Origin of the sequence: Rhizocola hellebori (assembly GCF_016862955.1) — a bacterium.
Lineage (GTDB): Bacteria > Actinomycetota > Actinomycetes > Mycobacteriales > Micromonosporaceae > Rhizocola > Rhizocola hellebori.
Map to the genome: position 1 here is coordinate 48870 of NZ_BONY01000014.1, position 16011 is coordinate 64880.

At 67.3% G+C, this 16011-nt stretch carries 18 protein-coding genes; 9 read left to right on the forward strand and 9 right to left on the reverse strand.

Annotated features, from left to right (window positions below):
* Window positions 1-5: 5 nt before the first annotated feature.
* A complete protein-coding gene (locus Rhe02_RS13630) occupies window positions 6-749 on the reverse strand; it encodes a methylenetetrahydrofolate reductase (RefSeq protein ID WP_203908553.1) in 744 nt (247 codons plus the stop codon).
* Between the two features lie 15 nt (window positions 750-764).
* Here Rhe02_RS13630 and Rhe02_RS13635 point away from each other — a divergent pair, with 15 nt between their 5' ends.
* Window positions 765-3122, forward strand: a complete 2358-nt coding sequence (locus tag Rhe02_RS13635) for a beta-glucosidase H (protein ID WP_239123775.1) — start codon at window positions 765-767, stop codon at window positions 3120-3122.
* A 44-nt stretch (window positions 3123-3166) separates the two neighbouring features.
* Window positions 3167-3796 carry a DsbA family protein gene (locus tag Rhe02_RS13640; protein WP_203908659.1) on the forward strand — a complete coding sequence of 210 codons (630 nt, stop codon included), beginning with the start codon at window positions 3167-3169 and terminating at the stop codon, window positions 3794-3796.
* On the opposite strand, the gene Rhe02_RS13645 is transcribed toward Rhe02_RS13640, so the two are convergent.
* Window positions 3735-4301, reverse strand: coding sequence for a GrpB family protein (locus Rhe02_RS13645; protein WP_203908555.1), 567 nt, complete (start codon window positions 4299-4301; stop codon window positions 3735-3737). The genes Rhe02_RS13640 and Rhe02_RS13645 overlap by 62 nt on opposite strands.
* 30 nt (window positions 4302-4331) lie before the next feature.
* On the opposite strand from Rhe02_RS13645, the gene Rhe02_RS13650 reads away from it, so the two are divergent.
* On the forward strand, window positions 4332-4799 hold the full coding sequence (locus Rhe02_RS13650; protein ID WP_203908556.1) for a carboxymuconolactone decarboxylase family protein: 468 nt from the start codon (window positions 4332-4334) through the stop codon (window positions 4797-4799).
* On the forward strand, window positions 4748-5302 hold the full coding sequence (locus Rhe02_RS13655; protein WP_203908557.1) for an AAA family ATPase: 555 nt from the start codon (window positions 4748-4750) through the stop codon (window positions 5300-5302). The genes Rhe02_RS13650 and Rhe02_RS13655 overlap by 52 nt, the downstream gene beginning before the upstream one ends.
* On the opposite strand, the gene Rhe02_RS13660 is transcribed toward Rhe02_RS13655, so the two are convergent.
* Window positions 5274-6254 (reverse strand): DUF5937 family protein, encoded by a 981-nt coding sequence (locus Rhe02_RS13660; protein ID WP_203908558.1) that lies wholly within the window; start codon window positions 6252-6254, stop codon window positions 5274-5276. The genes Rhe02_RS13655 and Rhe02_RS13660 overlap by 29 nt on opposite strands.
* Before the next feature lie 65 nt (window positions 6255-6319).
* Between Rhe02_RS13660 and Rhe02_RS13665 the strand changes: the two genes are divergently transcribed.
* Window positions 6320-7534, forward strand: coding sequence for an MFS transporter (locus Rhe02_RS13665; protein ID WP_203908559.1), 1215 nt, complete (start codon window positions 6320-6322; stop codon window positions 7532-7534).
* On the opposite strand, the gene Rhe02_RS13670 is transcribed toward Rhe02_RS13665, so the two are convergent.
* Window positions 7531-8637, reverse strand: a complete 1107-nt coding sequence (locus Rhe02_RS13670) for a cellulose binding domain-containing protein (RefSeq protein ID WP_203908560.1) — start codon at window positions 8635-8637, stop codon at window positions 7531-7533. The two genes, Rhe02_RS13665 and Rhe02_RS13670, sit on opposite strands and share 4 nt — an antisense overlap.
* A 168-nt stretch (window positions 8638-8805) precedes the next feature.
* On the opposite strand from Rhe02_RS13670, the gene Rhe02_RS13675 reads away from it, so the two are divergent.
* Together Rhe02_RS13675 and Rhe02_RS13680 are read left to right on the forward strand one after the other, a co-directional pair.
* Window positions 8806-9399 (forward strand): class I SAM-dependent methyltransferase, encoded by a 594-nt coding sequence (locus tag Rhe02_RS13675; RefSeq protein ID WP_203908561.1) that lies wholly within the window; start codon window positions 8806-8808, stop codon window positions 9397-9399.
* On the forward strand, window positions 9396-10004 hold the full coding sequence (locus Rhe02_RS13680) for a hypothetical protein (RefSeq protein WP_203908562.1): 609 nt from the start codon (window positions 9396-9398) through the stop codon (window positions 10002-10004). The genes Rhe02_RS13675 and Rhe02_RS13680 overlap by 4 nt, the downstream gene beginning before the upstream one ends.
* A 22-nt stretch (window positions 10005-10026) precedes the next feature.
* On the opposite strand, the gene msrB is transcribed toward Rhe02_RS13680, so the two are convergent.
* Complete coding sequence (gene msrB / locus Rhe02_RS13685; protein WP_203908563.1) at window positions 10027-10419, reverse strand: peptide-methionine (R)-S-oxide reductase MsrB; 393 nt, start codon at window positions 10417-10419, stop codon at window positions 10027-10029.
* Window positions 10420-10448: 29 nt separating this feature from the next.
* Here msrB and ligD point away from each other — a divergent pair, with 29 nt between their 5' ends.
* Window positions 10449-11465 (forward strand): non-homologous end-joining DNA ligase, encoded by a 1017-nt coding sequence (gene ligD / locus Rhe02_RS13690; RefSeq protein WP_203908564.1) that lies wholly within the window; start codon window positions 10449-10451, stop codon window positions 11463-11465.
* A 168-nt stretch (window positions 11466-11633) separates the two neighbouring features.
* Window positions 11634-12128 (forward strand): hypothetical protein, encoded by a 495-nt coding sequence (locus Rhe02_RS13695; protein WP_203908565.1) that lies wholly within the window; start codon window positions 11634-11636, stop codon window positions 12126-12128.
* A 57-nt stretch (window positions 12129-12185) separates the two neighbouring features.
* Here Rhe02_RS13695 and Rhe02_RS13700 read toward each other — a convergent pair whose 3' ends face one another.
* The 4 genes from Rhe02_RS13700 to Rhe02_RS13715 are packed head-to-tail and all read right to left on the reverse strand — an operon-like array spanning window position 12186 to window position 16006.
* Window positions 12186-12986 carry an amidohydrolase family protein gene (locus tag Rhe02_RS13700; protein WP_203908566.1) on the reverse strand — a complete coding sequence of 267 codons (801 nt, stop codon included), beginning with the start codon at window positions 12984-12986 and terminating at the stop codon, window positions 12186-12188.
* A gap of 20 nt (window positions 12987-13006) precedes the next feature.
* Entirely contained in the window at window positions 13007-14524 is a 1518-nt protein-coding gene (locus tag Rhe02_RS13705) for an alpha/beta hydrolase (RefSeq protein ID WP_239123777.1), read from the reverse strand.
* 10 nt (window positions 14525-14534) lie between these two features.
* Window positions 14535-15620 carry an ATP-dependent DNA ligase gene (locus Rhe02_RS13710; RefSeq protein WP_203908661.1) on the reverse strand — a complete coding sequence of 362 codons (1086 nt, stop codon included), beginning with the start codon at window positions 15618-15620 and terminating at the stop codon, window positions 14535-14537.
* Complete coding sequence (locus Rhe02_RS13715; RefSeq protein WP_239123779.1) at window positions 15617-16006, reverse strand: VOC family protein; 390 nt, start codon at window positions 16004-16006, stop codon at window positions 15617-15619. Before Rhe02_RS13715 ends, Rhe02_RS13710 begins: the two co-directional genes overlap by 4 nt.
* Window positions 16007-16011: the final 5 nt, after the last annotated feature.

Consider the following 16011-nt stretch of genomic DNA (forward strand, 5'->3'; position numbering starts at 1 on the left):
GGGCGTCAGTTTTCCAGACGCAGCGCCATCTCCCTGTACCGGGAGACGGGCACCAGATGCACGCCGTCAAAAGCCCCGCTGGCGCGGATCTCCTCGATCTGGGAACAGGCAAAGTCGACCCCCGCGCGCGGATCCTGCGCCACCCGATCGATCAGCGACTGTGGGATGGAGATGTCCGGAATGGTGCCGGCGAGCCGCAGCGCCATGGTGGAGCTGGCGAGCACCATGACCCCGGCGTAGACCGGGATCGACAGCGGATTGGCCTCGCGCCAGCGCAGCAGGTCGGGAACGGAGAAGCAGATCTGGGCGAAGGCGAAGTCGGCTGCCTTCTTGAAGGCCGGCACCTTGCGCAGACCCGAGGTGACGCCGAGGCGGAAGCCGGAGGCGAAGTCGAGCCCGCGCGCCTCCTCGATCATCGCGCGCACGGTCAGCTCGGAGGTGCGGTCACCGGCCATCGGCTTGTCGCCGTAGACGAAAAGGAACTCGTTGACGCCATAGGCGGCGGCGGTCAGCATGTCGCGCTGGAAGCCGAGCAGGTTGCGGTCGCGCGAGTTGAGGCAGGCGATGCTGCGCCCGCCCATCGCGGCCACCTCGTGCGCGACCGCGATGCTCGACACGGTGGCCCGGCCGATGTGGTTGTCCGGAATGAGGAAGGAGCTGGCGACCTGGGAGAGCACGCCGATCTGGTGGCGCACTTTGCGCAACTCCGGCTTTGTCGGGGGCTCGATCTCGCAAACCAGCTCAAACATAGGAGGATGGTAGCCGTGACCGACGAGCTGGCGAAAATCATTGAGGAAGCACTGTCCAAACTAGACCTTGCCGCCCGGGTGCAACTCCTTGCCGGACAAGACATGTGGAGCCTGCCGGAGCTGCCGGAGATCGGTCTGCCCGCGCTGGTGATGTCGGACGGGCCGATCGGGGTGCGGGGCCGCGCCTGGGGGCCGAAGGATCCGTCGGTGGCGCTGCCGAGCCCGACCGCCCTGGCCGCCAGCTGGGACCCGGAGCTGGCGCGCAAGGCCGGCCTGATGCTCGGTCAGGAAGCGCGGCGCAAGGGCGTGCACGTGCTGCTCGCGCCGACGATAAACCTGCACCGCAGCCCGCGCGGCGGCCGCCACTTCGAGTGCTACTCGGAAGATCCTCTGCTGACCGGGGTGATGGCGGTCGGCTTCCTCACCGGCGTGCAGGAGCAGGGGGTGGCCGCCACCGCCAAACACTTTGTGGCCAACGACTCCGAGACCGAGCGGATGACGGTCAACGTTCAGGTCAGCGAGCGCGTGCTGCGGGAGCTGTATCTGCTTCCCTTCGAGATGGCGGTGCAGGCCGGGGTCTGGCTGGTGATGGCCGCCTACAACTCGGTCAACGGCACCACCATGAGCGAGCACGATCGTTTGATCAACGGTCTGCTCAAGGCGGAGTGGGGCTTCGACGGGGTGGTGGTCTCCGACTGGCTGGGCACCCGGTCGACCGCGCCAGCCGCGTTGGGGGGCCTGGACATCGCCATGCCCGCCACCCTCAACCCGTGGACCGAGGGGCAGCTCTTGGAGGCGGTGCAGGCTGGTTTGGTACCCGAAAAAGTGATTGAAGAAAAAGCACGCCGGGTGCTGCGCCTCGCCGCTCGGGTGGGCCTGCTCGGAGGTCAGCGGCCGCAATCGGCGGTGGAGCTTGACGGCGCCCAGGTGGCCCATGAGGTGGCCGTGCGCTCGTTTGTGCTGGCCCGCAACGAAGGCGGCCTGCTTCCCTTGCGCGGAAACGAGTTGGGGTCGGTAGCGGTGCTGGGCATCGCCGCCGACGAGACCCGGGCCATGGGCGGGGGCAGCGCTGAGGTGGTGCCCAAGCGCGTGGTCTCGCTTCTGGAAGGGCTGCAGGAACGTCTCGGGCAGAAGATCAGTTACGCGATCGGCGTCGACGCGCGCGCCACCCTGCCCAAGGCCGGTGGTGCGAGCTGGTCCGCTCTGAAGGTGACCTGCCACGACCGCGACGGCGCGCAGGTTTTCACCGAGCCGCTGGTCAGCGCGAGCGTGCGCTGGATCGGCGACATTCCGGCGCCCGACATCGCCGTGGTGACCATCGAGGGCCTGTTCCGCCCGCAAAGCGCTGGGGAGCATACGTTTTCGGTGCGGGGCACCGGCCCGTTCCGGCTTGAGGTCAACGGCGAGCAGGTGTGGACGGGCACCATCTGGCCGGACATGAGCGATCCGGCGAGCTTCCTCTTCCCGCCCGAGGAGCGGGTCGGGGTCACCCTGGGCACTTCGCCGGTCACGGTGCGGTTGGTACACGACACGATCGAGGGGCTGCCCATCCCGGCGACCTCGTTCCAGCTGGGCCACATGGAGCCCAGGCCCGGCGACGATGAACTGCTCGAGGCGGCGGTGGCGGCCGCGGCGCAGGCCGACGTCGCGATCGTGGTGGTGGGCACCACCGAGCATGTGGAGTCGGAGGGCTTCGATCGTCCCAACCTCACCCTGCCGGGCCGGCAGAACGAGCTGGTCGAGCGGGTGCTGCAGGTCAACCCGCGCACGGTGGTGGTGGTGAACTCCGGCTCGCCCGTGCTGTTGCCGTGGGCCGACAGCGTGCCGGCGGTGCTGCTGGGCTGGTTCCCCGGCCAGGAAGGCGGCGCGGCCCTGGCCTCGGTGCTGCTCGGCGAGCAGGAGCCGGGCGGCAGGCTGCCCACCACCTGGCCTCGCCACGGCGATCAGGCGCTGCCGGTGGAGCCGGTGAACGGGATTCTGCGTTACAGCGAGGAGCTGGCGATCGGCTACCGCGCCGGGTTTGAAGCGCTTTTCCCGTTCGGCCATGGTCTGGGCTACACGTCTTGGGAGTATTCGAACCTTGCGGTTTCAGGCCGTCAGGTGACGGTCACCTTGCGCAACACCGGTAACCGGGTCGGCCGTGAGGTGGTCCAGGTTTACCTGAGCCGGAAGGGGCAGCGCTGGCTGGGCGGGTTCGCCAGTGTCTCGCTGGAGCCCGGCGAGGCGGCGGATGTGGCCGTGCAGCTGCCAAAGCGGTCCTTCCAGCGCTGGTCAGATGAGGGATGGCAGACCATCGAAGGCGACTACGGCGTCCACATAGGACGATCTGTGACCGAGGTCAGGCTCGATGGAGTAGTGAGCATCACACCGTGATCACATGATCAGCCTTTTAGGGTGGCTGCGTGACTGTTGCTGACATGTGGTTTGACCCGCTCTGCCCCTGGGCTTGGCTGACCTCACGCTGGCTGCTCGAGGTGGAGCGGGCTCGTGATGTGGAGGTTCGCTTTCATGTGATGAGCCTTGCCATCCTCAATTCCCAGCCCTTGACCGCCACCAGCTGGGGTCCGGTTCGGGTGGCGATCGCGGCCGAGCAGCAGTACGGCACCGGCGTGCTGCGCCACCTCTACACCGCGCTGGGCACGAGGATCCACCACGACAAGCAGCCACGTGGCCACGACCTTTACGTAGCGGCGCTCGCCGACGCCGGCCTGCCTGGCGAGCTGGCCGACGCGGCGGAGTCGACCCACTACGACGAGGCGCTGCGGGTCAGCCACGACCGCGGGATGGAGCCGGTCGGCCAGGAGGTGGGCACTCCCGTCATCCACGTGCCCGGCCCCAACGGTCGGAAGATCGCCTTCTTCGGCCCGGTCATCGCGCGTGCGCCGCGTGGCGAGGATGCCGGAAGGCTGTGGGACGGCGTCCTTCTCGTCGCCGGCACGGAAGACTTCTTCGAGCTCAAGCGCAGCCGCACCCGCGAGCCCGTCTTCAGCTCTCCGCTCCAGGCGGCTCCCGCATTGCAGGCACTTCCACCCGCTGTATTCGGCTAGTGATGAAGGGCGCCTTGCCGGCGCGGTAAGCCGGGCGGTCGTGGTCGTCGCGGGCGGCCAGCTCCTGCTTGAGGCGGGCGTATTCCTCGGCGTCGGCCGGGTTGGCGCGCAGGTGGTCACGGAAGGCCAGCCAGGTGCGCCACCCGGCCGAGCTGTGCTCGACGACATGCAGGTGATGGGTGCGCCAGGCCGGGTCGGGATGGCAGAAGGAATGCGTCCGCGTTTCGGGGTCGCTCGGCTCCGGGGCATGGGCCCACCCGATCGCGACCATGGTCGGCACGGCCGCGCTCACCGCGTCGTAGTCACTCACCACGGCCAGCATGTCGATGATCGGTTTGGCGGCCAGCCCCGGCACCGCCGTGCTCCCGATGTGCTCCACCGGCGCGGTGAGCCAGGGCAGCAGCACCCCCTCCACCCGGTGCCGCTCCCGATCGAAAAGGCTCGGCCACTGCGGGTCGTAAGCGACGATCTTAATTGGATCTTGGCGATCGGGGGCTCCCTCCATGCCCTTCATGGTGCCGTATGCTCGCAGGCCATGACGTCCGCCCCGCGACTGCGCATGAAAAAGCTGATGCCGCTGGCCTATCAGGCACTTTCGGACTGGCACATCGTGGTGTCCCGCACCGGCGCCGAGGCCGGTCTGGAGCCACTGCTGGTGGAGTTGGTCAAAGTCCGTGCCTCCCAGCTGAACCGCTGCGCCTTCTGCCTCGACATGCACGTGCACGAGGCGCGTGAGCTGGGTGAGCGGCAGGCGCGCCTCGACGTGGTGGCGGCCTGGCACGAATGCGGCGAGCTGTTCTCGCGGCGCGAGCGGGCCGCGCTCGAGCTGACCGAGGCGATGACCCGGCTCCCCGAGGCGGGCGTGCCCGACGATCTGTACAACCGGGTGGCGCAGGTCTTTACCCACGAACAGATCGCGGCTCTGGTCATGGCGATCGCCGTGATCAACGCGTGGAACCGGCTCGGGGTGGCCTCGGGCGCGATGCCGCCCCACCGGCCGTGACCGCGCATCTCATTGTGCTGCGGGGAAACTCGGGCTCCGGTAAGAGCACGGTCGCCGTGGCGCTCAGGGAACGGCTTGGCGCCAATGCGGCCTTGGTGCAGCAGGACTTCGTGCGGCGGACCGTGTTGCGCGAAGACGGCGGCGGCGACAACCGGGCCACGGCCGGACTGCTTGCGCAAATGGCTCGCTACTGTTTGGACAGCGGTTATCACGTCGTGCTTGAAGGCATCCTGGACAGGGGCCGCTACAGCGAGATGCTTGAGCCGCTGTGGCGATCGCGCTTGTGGGACACCCACCTTTACTACTTCCAGATCGGATTCGCCGAGACCGCGCGACGGCACGCGACGCGCCCCGAGTCGGCTCACTTCGACGTGGCGAAGATGCGTTCGTGGTACAGGGAGGACGACCGGGTTACCTTCGCGCAGGAGGCGGTCATCCCGGAATCGTCCACAATGGAGGAATCGGTGGCGCGCATCATGCGGGACCTTCAATCCCCGCGATGACATCGCCCAGTGCCGTGCGCCGGTAGAGCACCGAGCGCCCGGAACGAGCGCTGGTCAGCAAACCCGCGCGTTCCAGCACCCGCAGATGATCGCCGACCGAGCCGACGGCGAGGTTGGCCGAGCGGGCCAGCTGTGTCGTGCTCGCCGGCTCATCCAGCATCAGCAGCAGCGCGGCCCGGGAGCGGCCGACCAGATCGGCGAGCGCACCCGGCGCGGCCGAGCTTGGCTCCCACAGCGAGGCCGTGCCTCGCGCCGGGTAGACGATGGCCTTGGGCCACGGGTCCTCCGCGTGCACGGCCAGCTTCGGCCAGATGAAGACCGACGGGATGAACAGCAACCCGGCCCCACCGAGCTGGACCGGCTCGGCGTGCTGAAAACGGGAGATCTCGATGCCGTCGTCGCGCCAGCGAACCTGCGGATGCAGCCCGGAAAGCGCGGCGGCCCAACCGGCCCGGCTCAGCTCGCCGGAACGGTAGATGACGTCGCGTTCGCAGATGGCCCGCAGCTGCGGCCAGTCCGGGGCCAGCAACTCGTGCCACGCCCGCTCAAGCACCTCCGCGAGACGGGCCACGATGTCCCGTCCCCGCAGCAGGCGCAGCACTTTCTCGTCGGAGGCCGGCCGGTGACGGAGCGCCTCGGCGATCTCGGCGCGGGCTACCTTGAGCGGAGTGGCACGCATCGTGGCCAGATCGTCTTCGATCGACTGGGCCAGGCCCTGAGGCGGTGGCACCACGAAATTGGGGCCATAGCGAGGGGAGAACAGGGCCAGCAGCGCGTCGAGATCGGTGTCGCGGCTCAGGCGGGCGAAGGCGGGTTTGAGGCGGGCGGCCCAGGGCGGCCGATGCGAGCTCATCCCGCTCAGTACCCGCAAAAGATTCTCGAGTTCAAACAGCGGCGAGAGGGCGAACCTGCTGTGCAGCAGGTCATCCGCGCCAACCTCAAACCGGAGCATGACCTGACCTTACGGCTATAGCCGTAGGAATGGTGTGCCCAGCCGAGCCGATGCAGGGTGTATCCATGGCCGACAAACCCGCCACCTATCGAGAGGTGTTCGCGGTGCCCGCGTTCCGGGTGCTTTTCGCGAGCCGCTCGCTTGCCATCGCCGCCAACACCTTGCGGATCGTGGCGCTCTCCCTGCTGGTCTTCGCGGCCACCAAGTCCACCCTGCTCTCGGCCATCGCCTTCGGTATCGGGTTCATGCCGCAGGTGGCCGGGGGTCTGCTGCTCGGATCGCTGGCCGACCGGTGGCGTCCCCGGCCGCTCATAGTCACCGGTTTCCTTGTCGAGGCCGCGGTCGCGGTGCTGCTTGCCGCTTTCGCCATGCCGATCTGGCTCACGCTCGGCCTGGTGGCGCTGGCCGCCGCCTTCGCGCCGATCTTCTCCGGAGCGGCCAACCGAGTGATCTCCGAGGTGCTGACGGGCGACACCTATGTGCTCGGCCGGTCGCTTGCCACCATCAGCGCCGGGGCCGCGCAGATCGCCGGGATGGCCGTGGGCGGGCTTGCCGTTGCCGCCGCCGGCCCACGCCGAGCCCTGCTGCTGAGCGCGCTTTGCCTGCTGGTGTCGGCGTCCATCGTCGCCATCCGGTTGCCGAATTTCGAGCGGCCGCCCAGCGCTGACAAGCGTTCGGCTGTCGCGCAGAGCTGGTCCACCAACGTCGAGCTGTTCGGCGACCGGGGGATCCGGCGGCTGCTGATGGTGCAATGGCTGCCGCCCGCCTTCGTCGTGGGCGGTCAGGCGCTGATCGTCGCCTATTGCGCGCACCGCGGTTTCACGCCGGGCATGACCGGCGCGATGCTTGCCGCGGCCCCGGCCGGGATGCTCGCGGGAGACCTCGTGGTCGGGCGGCTGGTGCGGCCCACGGTGCGGACCCGCCTGGTGGCGCCACTCATTGCGCTGCTTGGCATTCCACTGATCCTGCTCGCCGTGAACCCGCCGCCTGCCGTGTCTGTGATCGCGCTGGGATTCGGCGGCGCCGGTTTCTCTTACCTGCTGGGCCTGCAGCAGGCCTTCCTGGACGCGGTGCCGGTGCCCCATCGGGGACAGGCGTTCGGGCTCCTGGGCACCGGGCTCATGACGCTGCAAGGCTTGGGGCCGCTGGCGTTCGGCGCGCTCGGGCAGCTGGCCGGCATCGGCCCGGCCATGGCCGTCGCGGGAGTCGCCGCGCTGTGCTCGGCCGGGGTGTGGGCGATGGCGTCCCGAAGCCGAGACGCCATCGCTGTTACGCCTTAGGCGCAGCTGAGCGTTGGGACGGAGTTGGTCCCGTTCCAATTCGCCAGGAACCCAAACTTCGTGCTGGCTCCGGGCGCCAGCGACCCGTTGTAGTTCACATTCCTGGCAATGACAGTGGCCCCGGTCTGCGTATAGCTAGCGCTCCAGATCTGGGTAATGGTCTGCCCGTTGGCGAAGTTGAAGCTGAGCGACCAAGACGTCATCTGCGTGGCCGTGGTGATGTTGGTGACGGTCACCTCGGCCTGGAACCCGCCCTGCCACTGGTTGACCACCTGGTAGACCGCCCGGCACCGCAGCGGCGGGATGGGGTTCGGGGTGGACGGGCTCGGCGACGGGCTGACAGTCGGCGACGAGGTCGGGCCTGCGGTCGGCGGAGTCGGTGGGACACCACCGATCGCGCTGACCAGAGGCGAGAACCACCGGTCGGAGATCTTCTGGTCGCCGGCGGCATTCGGGTGTACGCCGTCGGTGGTGTCGGTGGTGGTGTTGAAACCGGTCCACTGGTCGACCACGGTGATGGGTGATTGGGTGGTGGTCTTGCCCGCCGCCCAGCTCGGGATGGCGTTGTTGAAGTCCACCACCCGCTGCCCGCACGGCGTGCACTGAGAGGTGCCCATCGGGATGATCTTCGCGACGAGGATTCTCATCGCCGGGTTGCTGGCCCGCATCTGGTCCACCAACCGGCTGAACGCCGCGAGAATCGTCGCCGGCGCGATGTTGCTCCACACATCGTTCGTGCCAAGATGCATGATCACCACATCGGGGCGGGTGCCGGACAACCAGCCCACCAGCTGGTTCTGATTGGCGATGTTGGTCGCCAGGAAGCCGCCGTGGCCTTCGTTGTCGCCGTCATAGGCGACCCCGCAGCCCTGTGGTGGCAGCGTCCCGACAAAATCGATGTTGGTCTGACCGCTGTTCTGTAGACGATTCCAGAGCAGCGCACGCCAGCAGCCGGGCGATCCGGTGATGGAGTCGCCAAGCGGCATGATCCGTACGGCCGCGGCTTGAGCGGGGAGAGTGGGCGAGACGACGACGTACACGAGCGCGGCGATCAATGCCGCGACCGTGGCCGCCAGCGCAGCCAATGGGGCAGGACGTGCCATAGTGCCGGGTCCTTTCGAGGGGCGCGCAGACCCCCGCTGCCCATGCGGAGACCCGAGCGCTGCAGGTCATCAACGCGGCGATGGGGCGAGGGGTCCGGCTCCCGACGGACCGACATCGTCTGCCGTAGATGGTAACCGGGCGTTGACCTACGTCACTAGGCTGGCGGCATGGGGGACAGCGAGCCGGTGGCGGGCACAAAAGAGAGCTTTTACGCGCTAATGGACCAGCTCATCGGCGGGGTCGGCGGCCGGGTGCTGGAGATCGGGGCCGGGCGTGGCCGCAACTTCGACCGGCTGCGCCGCGACATCGAATGGATTGGGCTGGAGCCGGACCCGGCCCGACGCCGGGTGCTCAGCCAGGTGGCGGCGGCGCACGGGCATTCCAGCCCGATTCTGGAGGGCGGAGCGGAACAGATCCCGTTGCCCGACGCCAGTGTCGACGCCGTGGTGGCCAGGGTGGTGTTGTGCTCAGTGGCAGACCAGGCCAAGGTGCTGGCCGAGGTCAAGCGGGTGCTGAAACCGGGCGGCGAGTTCATTTTCTTCGAGCACGTGGCGGCCCGGCGCGGAAGCTGGAGTTACTGGCTGCAAAGGGCTTGGGCCCCGTTCTCGCGCCGTTTCGACGGCGGCTGCGACCCGACCCGCCAGACCTGGCGCTCCATTAACGAGGCCGGCTTCGCGCAGGTCGACATGCGATGGTTCCGCACAAAGCTGTTCTTCGACACCGACGCCCGCTACATCGGCGGCGTGGCGGTGACCTCGTGACAGCTGAGCTGGAGGACGAGGCGACGACCTCGATGCCCAAGCCTCTTGTGCGGTTGGGGGCTGCGGCGCTGCTGTTGCTCGGGCCATTGTTTCTGGCGGCCATCGACTATTTGTTGCTCCTGGTGGGGTACAGGTTGCTGCTGCTCATGGCGCCGGAGCTGTTTGACGGAGCCAACCGCGCAGCTGTGTCGGAATGGGCCTGGCAGATCGGCCTTTGGCGGCTGCCGCTGCACCTGATCATCTTGCTCCTGTACTCGGGTCGCAACCTATGGAGGTCAATGAGAACGGGCCTCGAAACGGAGCCCGCGGAAAAGACGGGCCTGACCCGATTTGCCTTCAAGGCAATCGAGCCGATCACCGTCTTCGCCGTCGCAGTTGTCGTCTTGGACGCGCATGTCAGTGACCGGCAACAGCTATACACGCTGGCGGCGGTCTCAGTGTTGCTGGTGACCTGGCCGTCCCTGCTGGCCATACTCTTCAAGCGGGTGCTGCGGCCGATCGGCCGGGCCTGGGCCCGGGCGGCCGACGACGGCATGGCCGAGGTGCGGACCTGCAAGACGGGTTACCACCACCGCTGGTGCGGCCACCTGGAAAACCCGGACTAACCGCTTCCTGTCCCTGGCTCAGTCAGCCTTCGCTGGGGTCGAGTTTGATGCTCAGCGAGTTGATGCAGTAGCGGGCGTCCTTGGGAGTCATGTGCTCGCCGTAGAAGACGTGGCCGAGGTGGCCGTCGCAGGTGGCGCAGCGGACCTCTGTGCGGACCATGCCGTGCGAGCGGTCCTCAATGTATTTGATGGCGCCCGGGATGGCCTCGTCAAAGGAGGGCCAGCCGCAGTGGCTGTCGAACTTGGTGGTGCTGTCGAACAGAAGCGCCCCGCAACCGCGGCAGTTGTACCTTCCCGCGGTCTTGGTGTCCACGTATTCCCCGCTCCACGCGGGCTCTGTGCCGCCCTGGCGCAGCACGCGGAACTCCGCGGGGTTGAGGCGGACCTTCCATTCGTCCTCAGAGATCTGCTCCATGCCCTAAAGGTACGCGGTAACGTCGGACCATGCCCAAGGCTGAGGCGCTCGAGTACGAGGTCGGTAATCGAAAGGTAAGACTTACCAGCCCGGAAAAGATCATGTTTCCGGAGCGCGGATTCACCAAGAAAGACGTGTTTGAGTACTATCTCGCGGTCAGCGAGCCGATGTTGCGCGCGGTCAATCACCGACCCACCACGCTGCAACGATTCCCCGACGGCATCGATGGCGAGATGTTTTATCAAAAGCGCATACCCACCAGGGGGGTACCGGACTGGATGCACACCGCCCAGATCACGTTCCCCAGCGGGCGCAAAGCCGATGAGCTGTGCCCGATTGAGCCGGCTCACCTGTTGTGGGCCGCGCAGATGGGCGCGGTCGTGTTCCACCCGTGGCCGGTAAGGGAACCGGCCACCGAAAACCCCGACGAGCTGCGGATAGATCTTGACCCGCAGCCGGGGACCGACTTCGTCGACGCCGCCCGGGTCGCGACCGAGCATGTCCAGGCGGTGCTGGATGAGGCGGGCCTTGTCGGGTACCCGAAGACAAGCGGAGGAAGAGGGGTCCACGTCTACGTGCGGATCAAGCCCGACTGGGACTTCATCGACGTGCGCCACGCCGCGATCGCGCTGGCGCGCAAGGTGGAGCAGCGCGACCCGGAGCGGGTGACCACGGCGTGGTGGAAGGAGGAGCGCGGCGAGCGGGTCTTCATCGACTTCAACCAGGCGGCCCGGGACAGGACCATCGCGAGCCCATATTCGTTGCGCGCCAACAAGAGGGCGACCGCGAGCGCCCCGCTCACCTGGGCGGAGCTGTCCGATGTGGAGCCCGACGACTTCGATCTGGAGACGTTGCCCAAGCGGCTGAAGAAGGTCGGAGACCCCTTCGAGTCCATGGATTCCAAGCACTTCGGGCTGGAAAAGCTCCTCGAGTGGTGGGAGCAGGACGCCCGCGAAATGCCGTATCCCCCAGATTATCCAAAAATGCCCGGTGAACCCCCGCGCGTCCAGCCAAGCAAAAAGGTAGCCGCCAACTGGGAAGAGTAGCCCTGGCGCATTGCCGCCGCCGCCGTCTGGACTGAGCGATCTTGCAAGCGTTCTTTGCTTGCAAGATCGGGAGGGAAGACGGTGGCTTTGGGGCGGCAATGCCGCGCGTTGCTTCGCACGCGCCAGAATTATTGTTTGGATTGAATGTCCAACGGGGACATTGTCGCCATGGCTACATTCTCTCGCTACCGCACTGCCCCCGGTGCTGGGACGCTGGCGGCGTTTCTGCTGGTGCTGATATTCGGCAGCCCGGCATACGTGCGCTGGGTGCAGAGCAATACAGATGAGGGCTCGGCGGGCGGCTGGTTCATGCGCCTGCTGGCCTGGCCGGCGTGGAGGTTTGACGCCCAGGACTCGGTGCAGAGTCTCATCGCCGACGACATCAAGGCGATTCTGGTGGTGCTGCTGACTTGGGGATTCATGGTGCTGCTGCCCGGGTCGCAGCTGGCCCGTGCCCGTGGCGGAGGCAGTCAGTTCCTGGCCGGTTGGGCCGCTTACATCTTCGCGGGCGCGTTCGCGGCGCTGCTTGCCGCTTTCGTGCAGACCAACCCCACCGTGCTGGGCGCCTTCAACGCCGCGGGAAGCGGGGCGATCTATGGCTTCTTCGTGGGCTGGATCGTCGGCGCGGCGGCCCTCGGTGGTTACCGAGGGACCTCCTCGTAGCGATTGACTCCAGCGACGGCCGCCGCCCAGTTTGGGCGGCGGCCGCTGTCGGAGCTGTCACAAGTTGAGCAGGGCGGCCGCATTGTCGTGCAGCAGCGCCTTTTCCTCTTCGTCGGTGAAGCCCAGGCTGTGGAAGGCGCTCAGCGCGAAAGCCGGATCGTCGAAGGGCCAGTCGCTTCCGTAAAGCACTTGGCGCACCCCGACTTTGCGTATCACCCAGCGGAAATGCTCGGCGTAGGGACCACCGGCCATCATCGGCCCGGTGGCCGACAGGTCAAAGTGGACGTTGTGCCCGTACCACGGATAGCGCCCCAGAATTTCGTAAACCAGCGTCTGGACGAAGTCAGGCCCGTTCATGTGGGCCAGGATGAGCTTCGATTCGGGGCAGGTCATGGCGAGGCGGATGAACTTGCCCGGCTGAGCCGGATCGAAGGGGCTGTAGCCATCGAAGAGCGTGATGATGCCGTACTCTCCCGCCCGGCGCACCAGGTTGGTCACCTCCTCGTCGCCGACATCGAACTCCTGCGTGTTCGGATGCAGCTTGAGCATGCGGGCGCCGAGCTGGGCCACCCGATGTAGCTCGGCCGAGGCCAGCTCGCGGTCGGCGGGGTGGACCGAGACGACCGGGATGAGGAACCCGTCTGTGCTCGCGGCCAGCTCTAGCACCGCGTCGTTCTGGCTGCGGGTCGTTTCCATGTCGTCGCGGGGCGCCATGACGATTGCCGTGGCGTGCTTCACCCGCGGCTGCCGCACGGCGGCGAGCAGCCCGTCGAGACCGAGTGTGTGATGGTCGCCCACGGACCTTTCCCGGTCGAGGGCGAGGTGCGCGTGGATGTCGATGACAGGCCCGTCGTACATGGGCCGATCTTAGTGTCCTTTTAGGACGCCGGACAGGTGGTGTTGTTGCGCGGAGGCTCCAGGCTGATCAGGTATTTGTTGACCGCGGCCGCGATACATCGGGTTTCCGGATAGGCCGTGTGGCCCTCGCCGTCCCAGCCGAGCACCACGCCGACCCCGAGCATCGCAGCCAGCTTCGGTGTCTGGTCGAAGGGGGTGGCCGGGTCGCCCTTGGTGCCCACCACGAGGATCGGGGGAGCACCGTTGGCCGGGCCGACCGGGTACGGATCGCGCTTGCCCGGCCACAGCGCGCAGGTAAGCATGCCGATCGCGAGGGGTGCGCCGAACACGGGGTATTTCGCGCGCCACTCCGACTGCAGCGAACGGATCCGCTCCACCGTCACCGGCTTGCCGTCGTCGGCGCAGTTGACCGCGGCGTTGGCATCGAAAAGGTTGCTGTAGTTGCCGTTCGGATCGCGATCGGAATAGGCGTCGGCGAGGGTGAAGATGCCCCCGGCCTTGCCGTCGCCCAGGTCGTCGAGGGCCTTGCCCAGGTCGGGCCAGCGGGTCTTGGTGTACATGGCGGAGACCACCGCCCACAGGATCCAGCCCGCAGTCGCGTGGCGTCCGTCACGGTAGCCGACCGGGTTGGTGCGGGCCTGTTCCATCAGCTTGAGCACGACCGCCTGCGCGTCGCCGCTGATCGGGCAGCGGCTGGCGTTGTCGGCGCACCACGCGGCGAAGTTGCCGAAAGCCAGCTCGAAGCCCTTGGCCTGCCCCTCGGACGACTCGACCGAGTTCGCCTGCGGGTCGACGGCGCCATCGAGAACCAGCGCGCGGATCTTGTCGGGGAACAGCTGGGCGTAAACCGCACCGAGCAGGGTGCCGTAGGAGTAGCCCAGGTAGGTCAGCTTCGGGTCGCCCAGCTCCTCGCGGATCTTGTCCATGTCGCGGGCTGCCTGCTCGGTCGAGTAGTAGGGCAGCTTGGCGCCGTATTTCGCGTCGCAGGCGTCGACCATCTTCCTGTTGAGCGCGACCACCTCGTCGAACGCGCTCTGGCTGAGCGGGTCTGGCTCGGCGCCGAAGCTCGCGTCGAGGCCGGCCGAGTTGTAGCAGGTGATCGGGTCGGAGCGACCCACCCCGCGCGGGTCGAAGCCCACGATGTCGAAGCGGCGGGTGATCTCCGCGGGGAGCCCCTGGGTCAGATAGATCGCCAGGTCGACCCCGGAACCTCCCGGCCCGCCCGGGTTGACCAGCAGCGAACCTATCCGGTCGCGCTGGTCGTCGGCGCGCGCCCGGATCACGGAGATCCCCAGCGTGCGGCCGTCGGCCTTGTTGCCCCAGTCTTGCGGCACCTGGATGGTGCGGCACTGGAACGAATAGCCGGCCGGAACCCGCCCGAGGAGGCTGCGCGCCTCACCTGAGCAGGAGGTCCAGCCCGGCTCCGGGCTTGCTTCGCGGGCTTGCCCGCCGTCGAGGATAGGCGGCAGGAAACAACCGGCGAGCGCGACGGTCATGGCCAGAAAGGCGATGCCGAGGCGTGAGGGGAGGCGCACCACGCCCGCGAGCCTATCCGCTCGTTTCCAGAACGGCGTCGACGCTCAGTTTGAGCGGACGTTCGAGCTGGTCGTAGCGGCATGATTGGGGCTCGCGGTCGGGCCGCCACCGCTTGAACTGGGCGGTGTGCCGGAATCGATCACCCTCCATCGCGTCGTAGCCGACCTCGACCACCAGCTCGGGGCTCAGCGGCTCGAAGGAGAGATCCTTCTTGCCGGTCCACCGGCTGACCGCGCCCGGCATGCGCTGGCTGCCACCCGTGGTCGCCTGCTCGGCCCAATCGGCCCAGGGGTGATCCTTCGGGTTGCGGTAGGGCTCGATCTCGTCGAGCAGCTCCTTGCGGCGGGCCAGGCTGAACGAGGAGCTCACGCCGACGTGATGGAGCACGCCTTCGTCGTCATAAAGTCCTAAAAGGAGGGACCCGACGATCGGGCCTGACTTGTGGTAACGGAACCCGCACACCACCGCATCGGCGGTGCGGGCGTGTTTCACCTTGAACATCAGGCGTTTGCCGGGCTCGTAAAGCATGTCGGCGGGCTTGGCGATCAGGCCGTCGAGGCCGGCCCCCTCGAACTCGGTGAACCAGCGCCGCGCCACCTCGGCATCTGTCGTGATCGGAGTCAGATGGATCGGCGGCCGAACCCCGTTAAGGGTTTTGAACAGCAGCTCGCGGCGTTGCTGATAGGGCTGTTTCATGAGGTCGTCGTCGCCGAGGGCGAGGATGTCGAAGGCGATGATGTCGGCGGGGGTCGTTTCGGCGAGCATCTTCACGCGCGACGCGGCCGGGTGGATGCGCTGGCCGAGCAGCTCGAAGTCGAGGCGTGGCAGCTTGCCCTCCTCGCGGCGGATGACGACCAGCTCGCAGTCGATGATGCAGCGCTTGGGAAACTGCTCAAGCACCTGCGCCACCACGTCGGGGAAGTAGCGGTTCATCGGCTTCTCGGTGCGGCTGCCCAGCTCGACCTCGTCGCCGTCGCGGAAGATGATGCAGCGGAAGCCGTCCCACTTGGGTTCATAGGTCATGCCGGGCGCTTCGGGCAGGCCGTCGACGGCCTTGGCGAGCATCGGCTCGACCGGTGGGGTGATGGGAAGGGTCATGCCGCTGGGGCGTTCTGCCATAGGCCCATAACGTTGCCCTCCGGATCGGTGAAGTAACCGGTGAAGCCCATGTCGGCGACGGCTTGGCGGCCCATCAAGGTCTTGCCGCCCAGCCTTTCCACCTTTTCCAGCGCCTCATCGATGTCGTCGACGCCGATGGTGAGCACCGGCGAGGTAATCGGAAACTCCGCCTTGTCGAACAGCCCGCCATTGATGGCGCCCGGCTTGAGCGGCATCATGTCGGGGCCGACCTCGGCGGTGGTCACGCCGTGATAATTCATGCCCGGATAGGCCTGGATCTGCCACCCGAAGGCCTCACGGTAGAACGTCTTCGCCCGCTCGACATCATCAGCGGGAACCTCGAAATGCACCACACTGTTGGCCATACCGC

Coding starts and splice junctions, on each gene's coding strand:
- Rhe02_RS13630 (WP_203908553.1), bottom strand. CDS start 749: ATGTTTGAGCTGGTTTGCGAGATCGAGCCCCCGACAAAGCCGGAGTTG.
- Rhe02_RS13640 (WP_203908659.1), top strand. CDS start 3,167: ATGTGGTTTGACCCGCTCTGCCCCTGGGCTTGGCTGACCTCACGCTGG.
- Rhe02_RS13645 (WP_203908555.1), bottom strand. CDS start 4,301: ATGGAGGGAGCCCCCGATCGCCAAGATCCAATTAAGATCGTCGCTTAC.
- Rhe02_RS13650 (WP_203908556.1), top strand. CDS start 4,332: ATGACGTCCGCCCCGCGACTGCGCATGAAAAAGCTGATGCCGCTGGCC.
- Rhe02_RS13660 (WP_203908558.1), bottom strand. CDS start 6,254: ATGCTCCGGTTTGAGGTTGGCGCGGATGACCTGCTGCACAGCAGGTTC.
- Rhe02_RS13665 (WP_203908559.1), top strand. CDS start 6,320: ATGGCCGACAAACCCGCCACCTATCGAGAGGTGTTCGCGGTGCCCGCG.
- Rhe02_RS13670 (WP_203908560.1), bottom strand. CDS start 8,637: ATGGCACGTCCTGCCCCATTGGCTGCGCTGGCGGCCACGGTCGCGGCA.
- Rhe02_RS13675 (WP_203908561.1), top strand. CDS start 8,806: ATGGGGGACAGCGAGCCGGTGGCGGGCACAAAAGAGAGCTTTTACGCG.
- msrB (WP_203908563.1), bottom strand. CDS start 10,419: ATGGAGCAGATCTCTGAGGACGAATGGAAGGTCCGCCTCAACCCCGCG.
- ligD (WP_203908564.1), top strand. CDS start 10,449: ATGCCCAAGGCTGAGGCGCTCGAGTACGAGGTCGGTAATCGAAAGGTA.
- Rhe02_RS13695 (WP_203908565.1), top strand. CDS start 11,634: ATGGCTACATTCTCTCGCTACCGCACTGCCCCCGGTGCTGGGACGCTG.
- Rhe02_RS13700 (WP_203908566.1), bottom strand. CDS start 12,986: ATGTACGACGGGCCTGTCATCGACATCCACGCGCACCTCGCCCTCGAC.
- Rhe02_RS13710 (WP_203908661.1), bottom strand. CDS start 15,620: ATGACCCTTCCCATCACCCCACCGGTCGAGCCGATGCTCGCCAAGGCC.
- Rhe02_RS13715 (WP_239123779.1), bottom strand. CDS start 16,006: ATGGCCAACAGTGTGGTGCATTTCGAGGTTCCCGCTGATGATGTCGAG.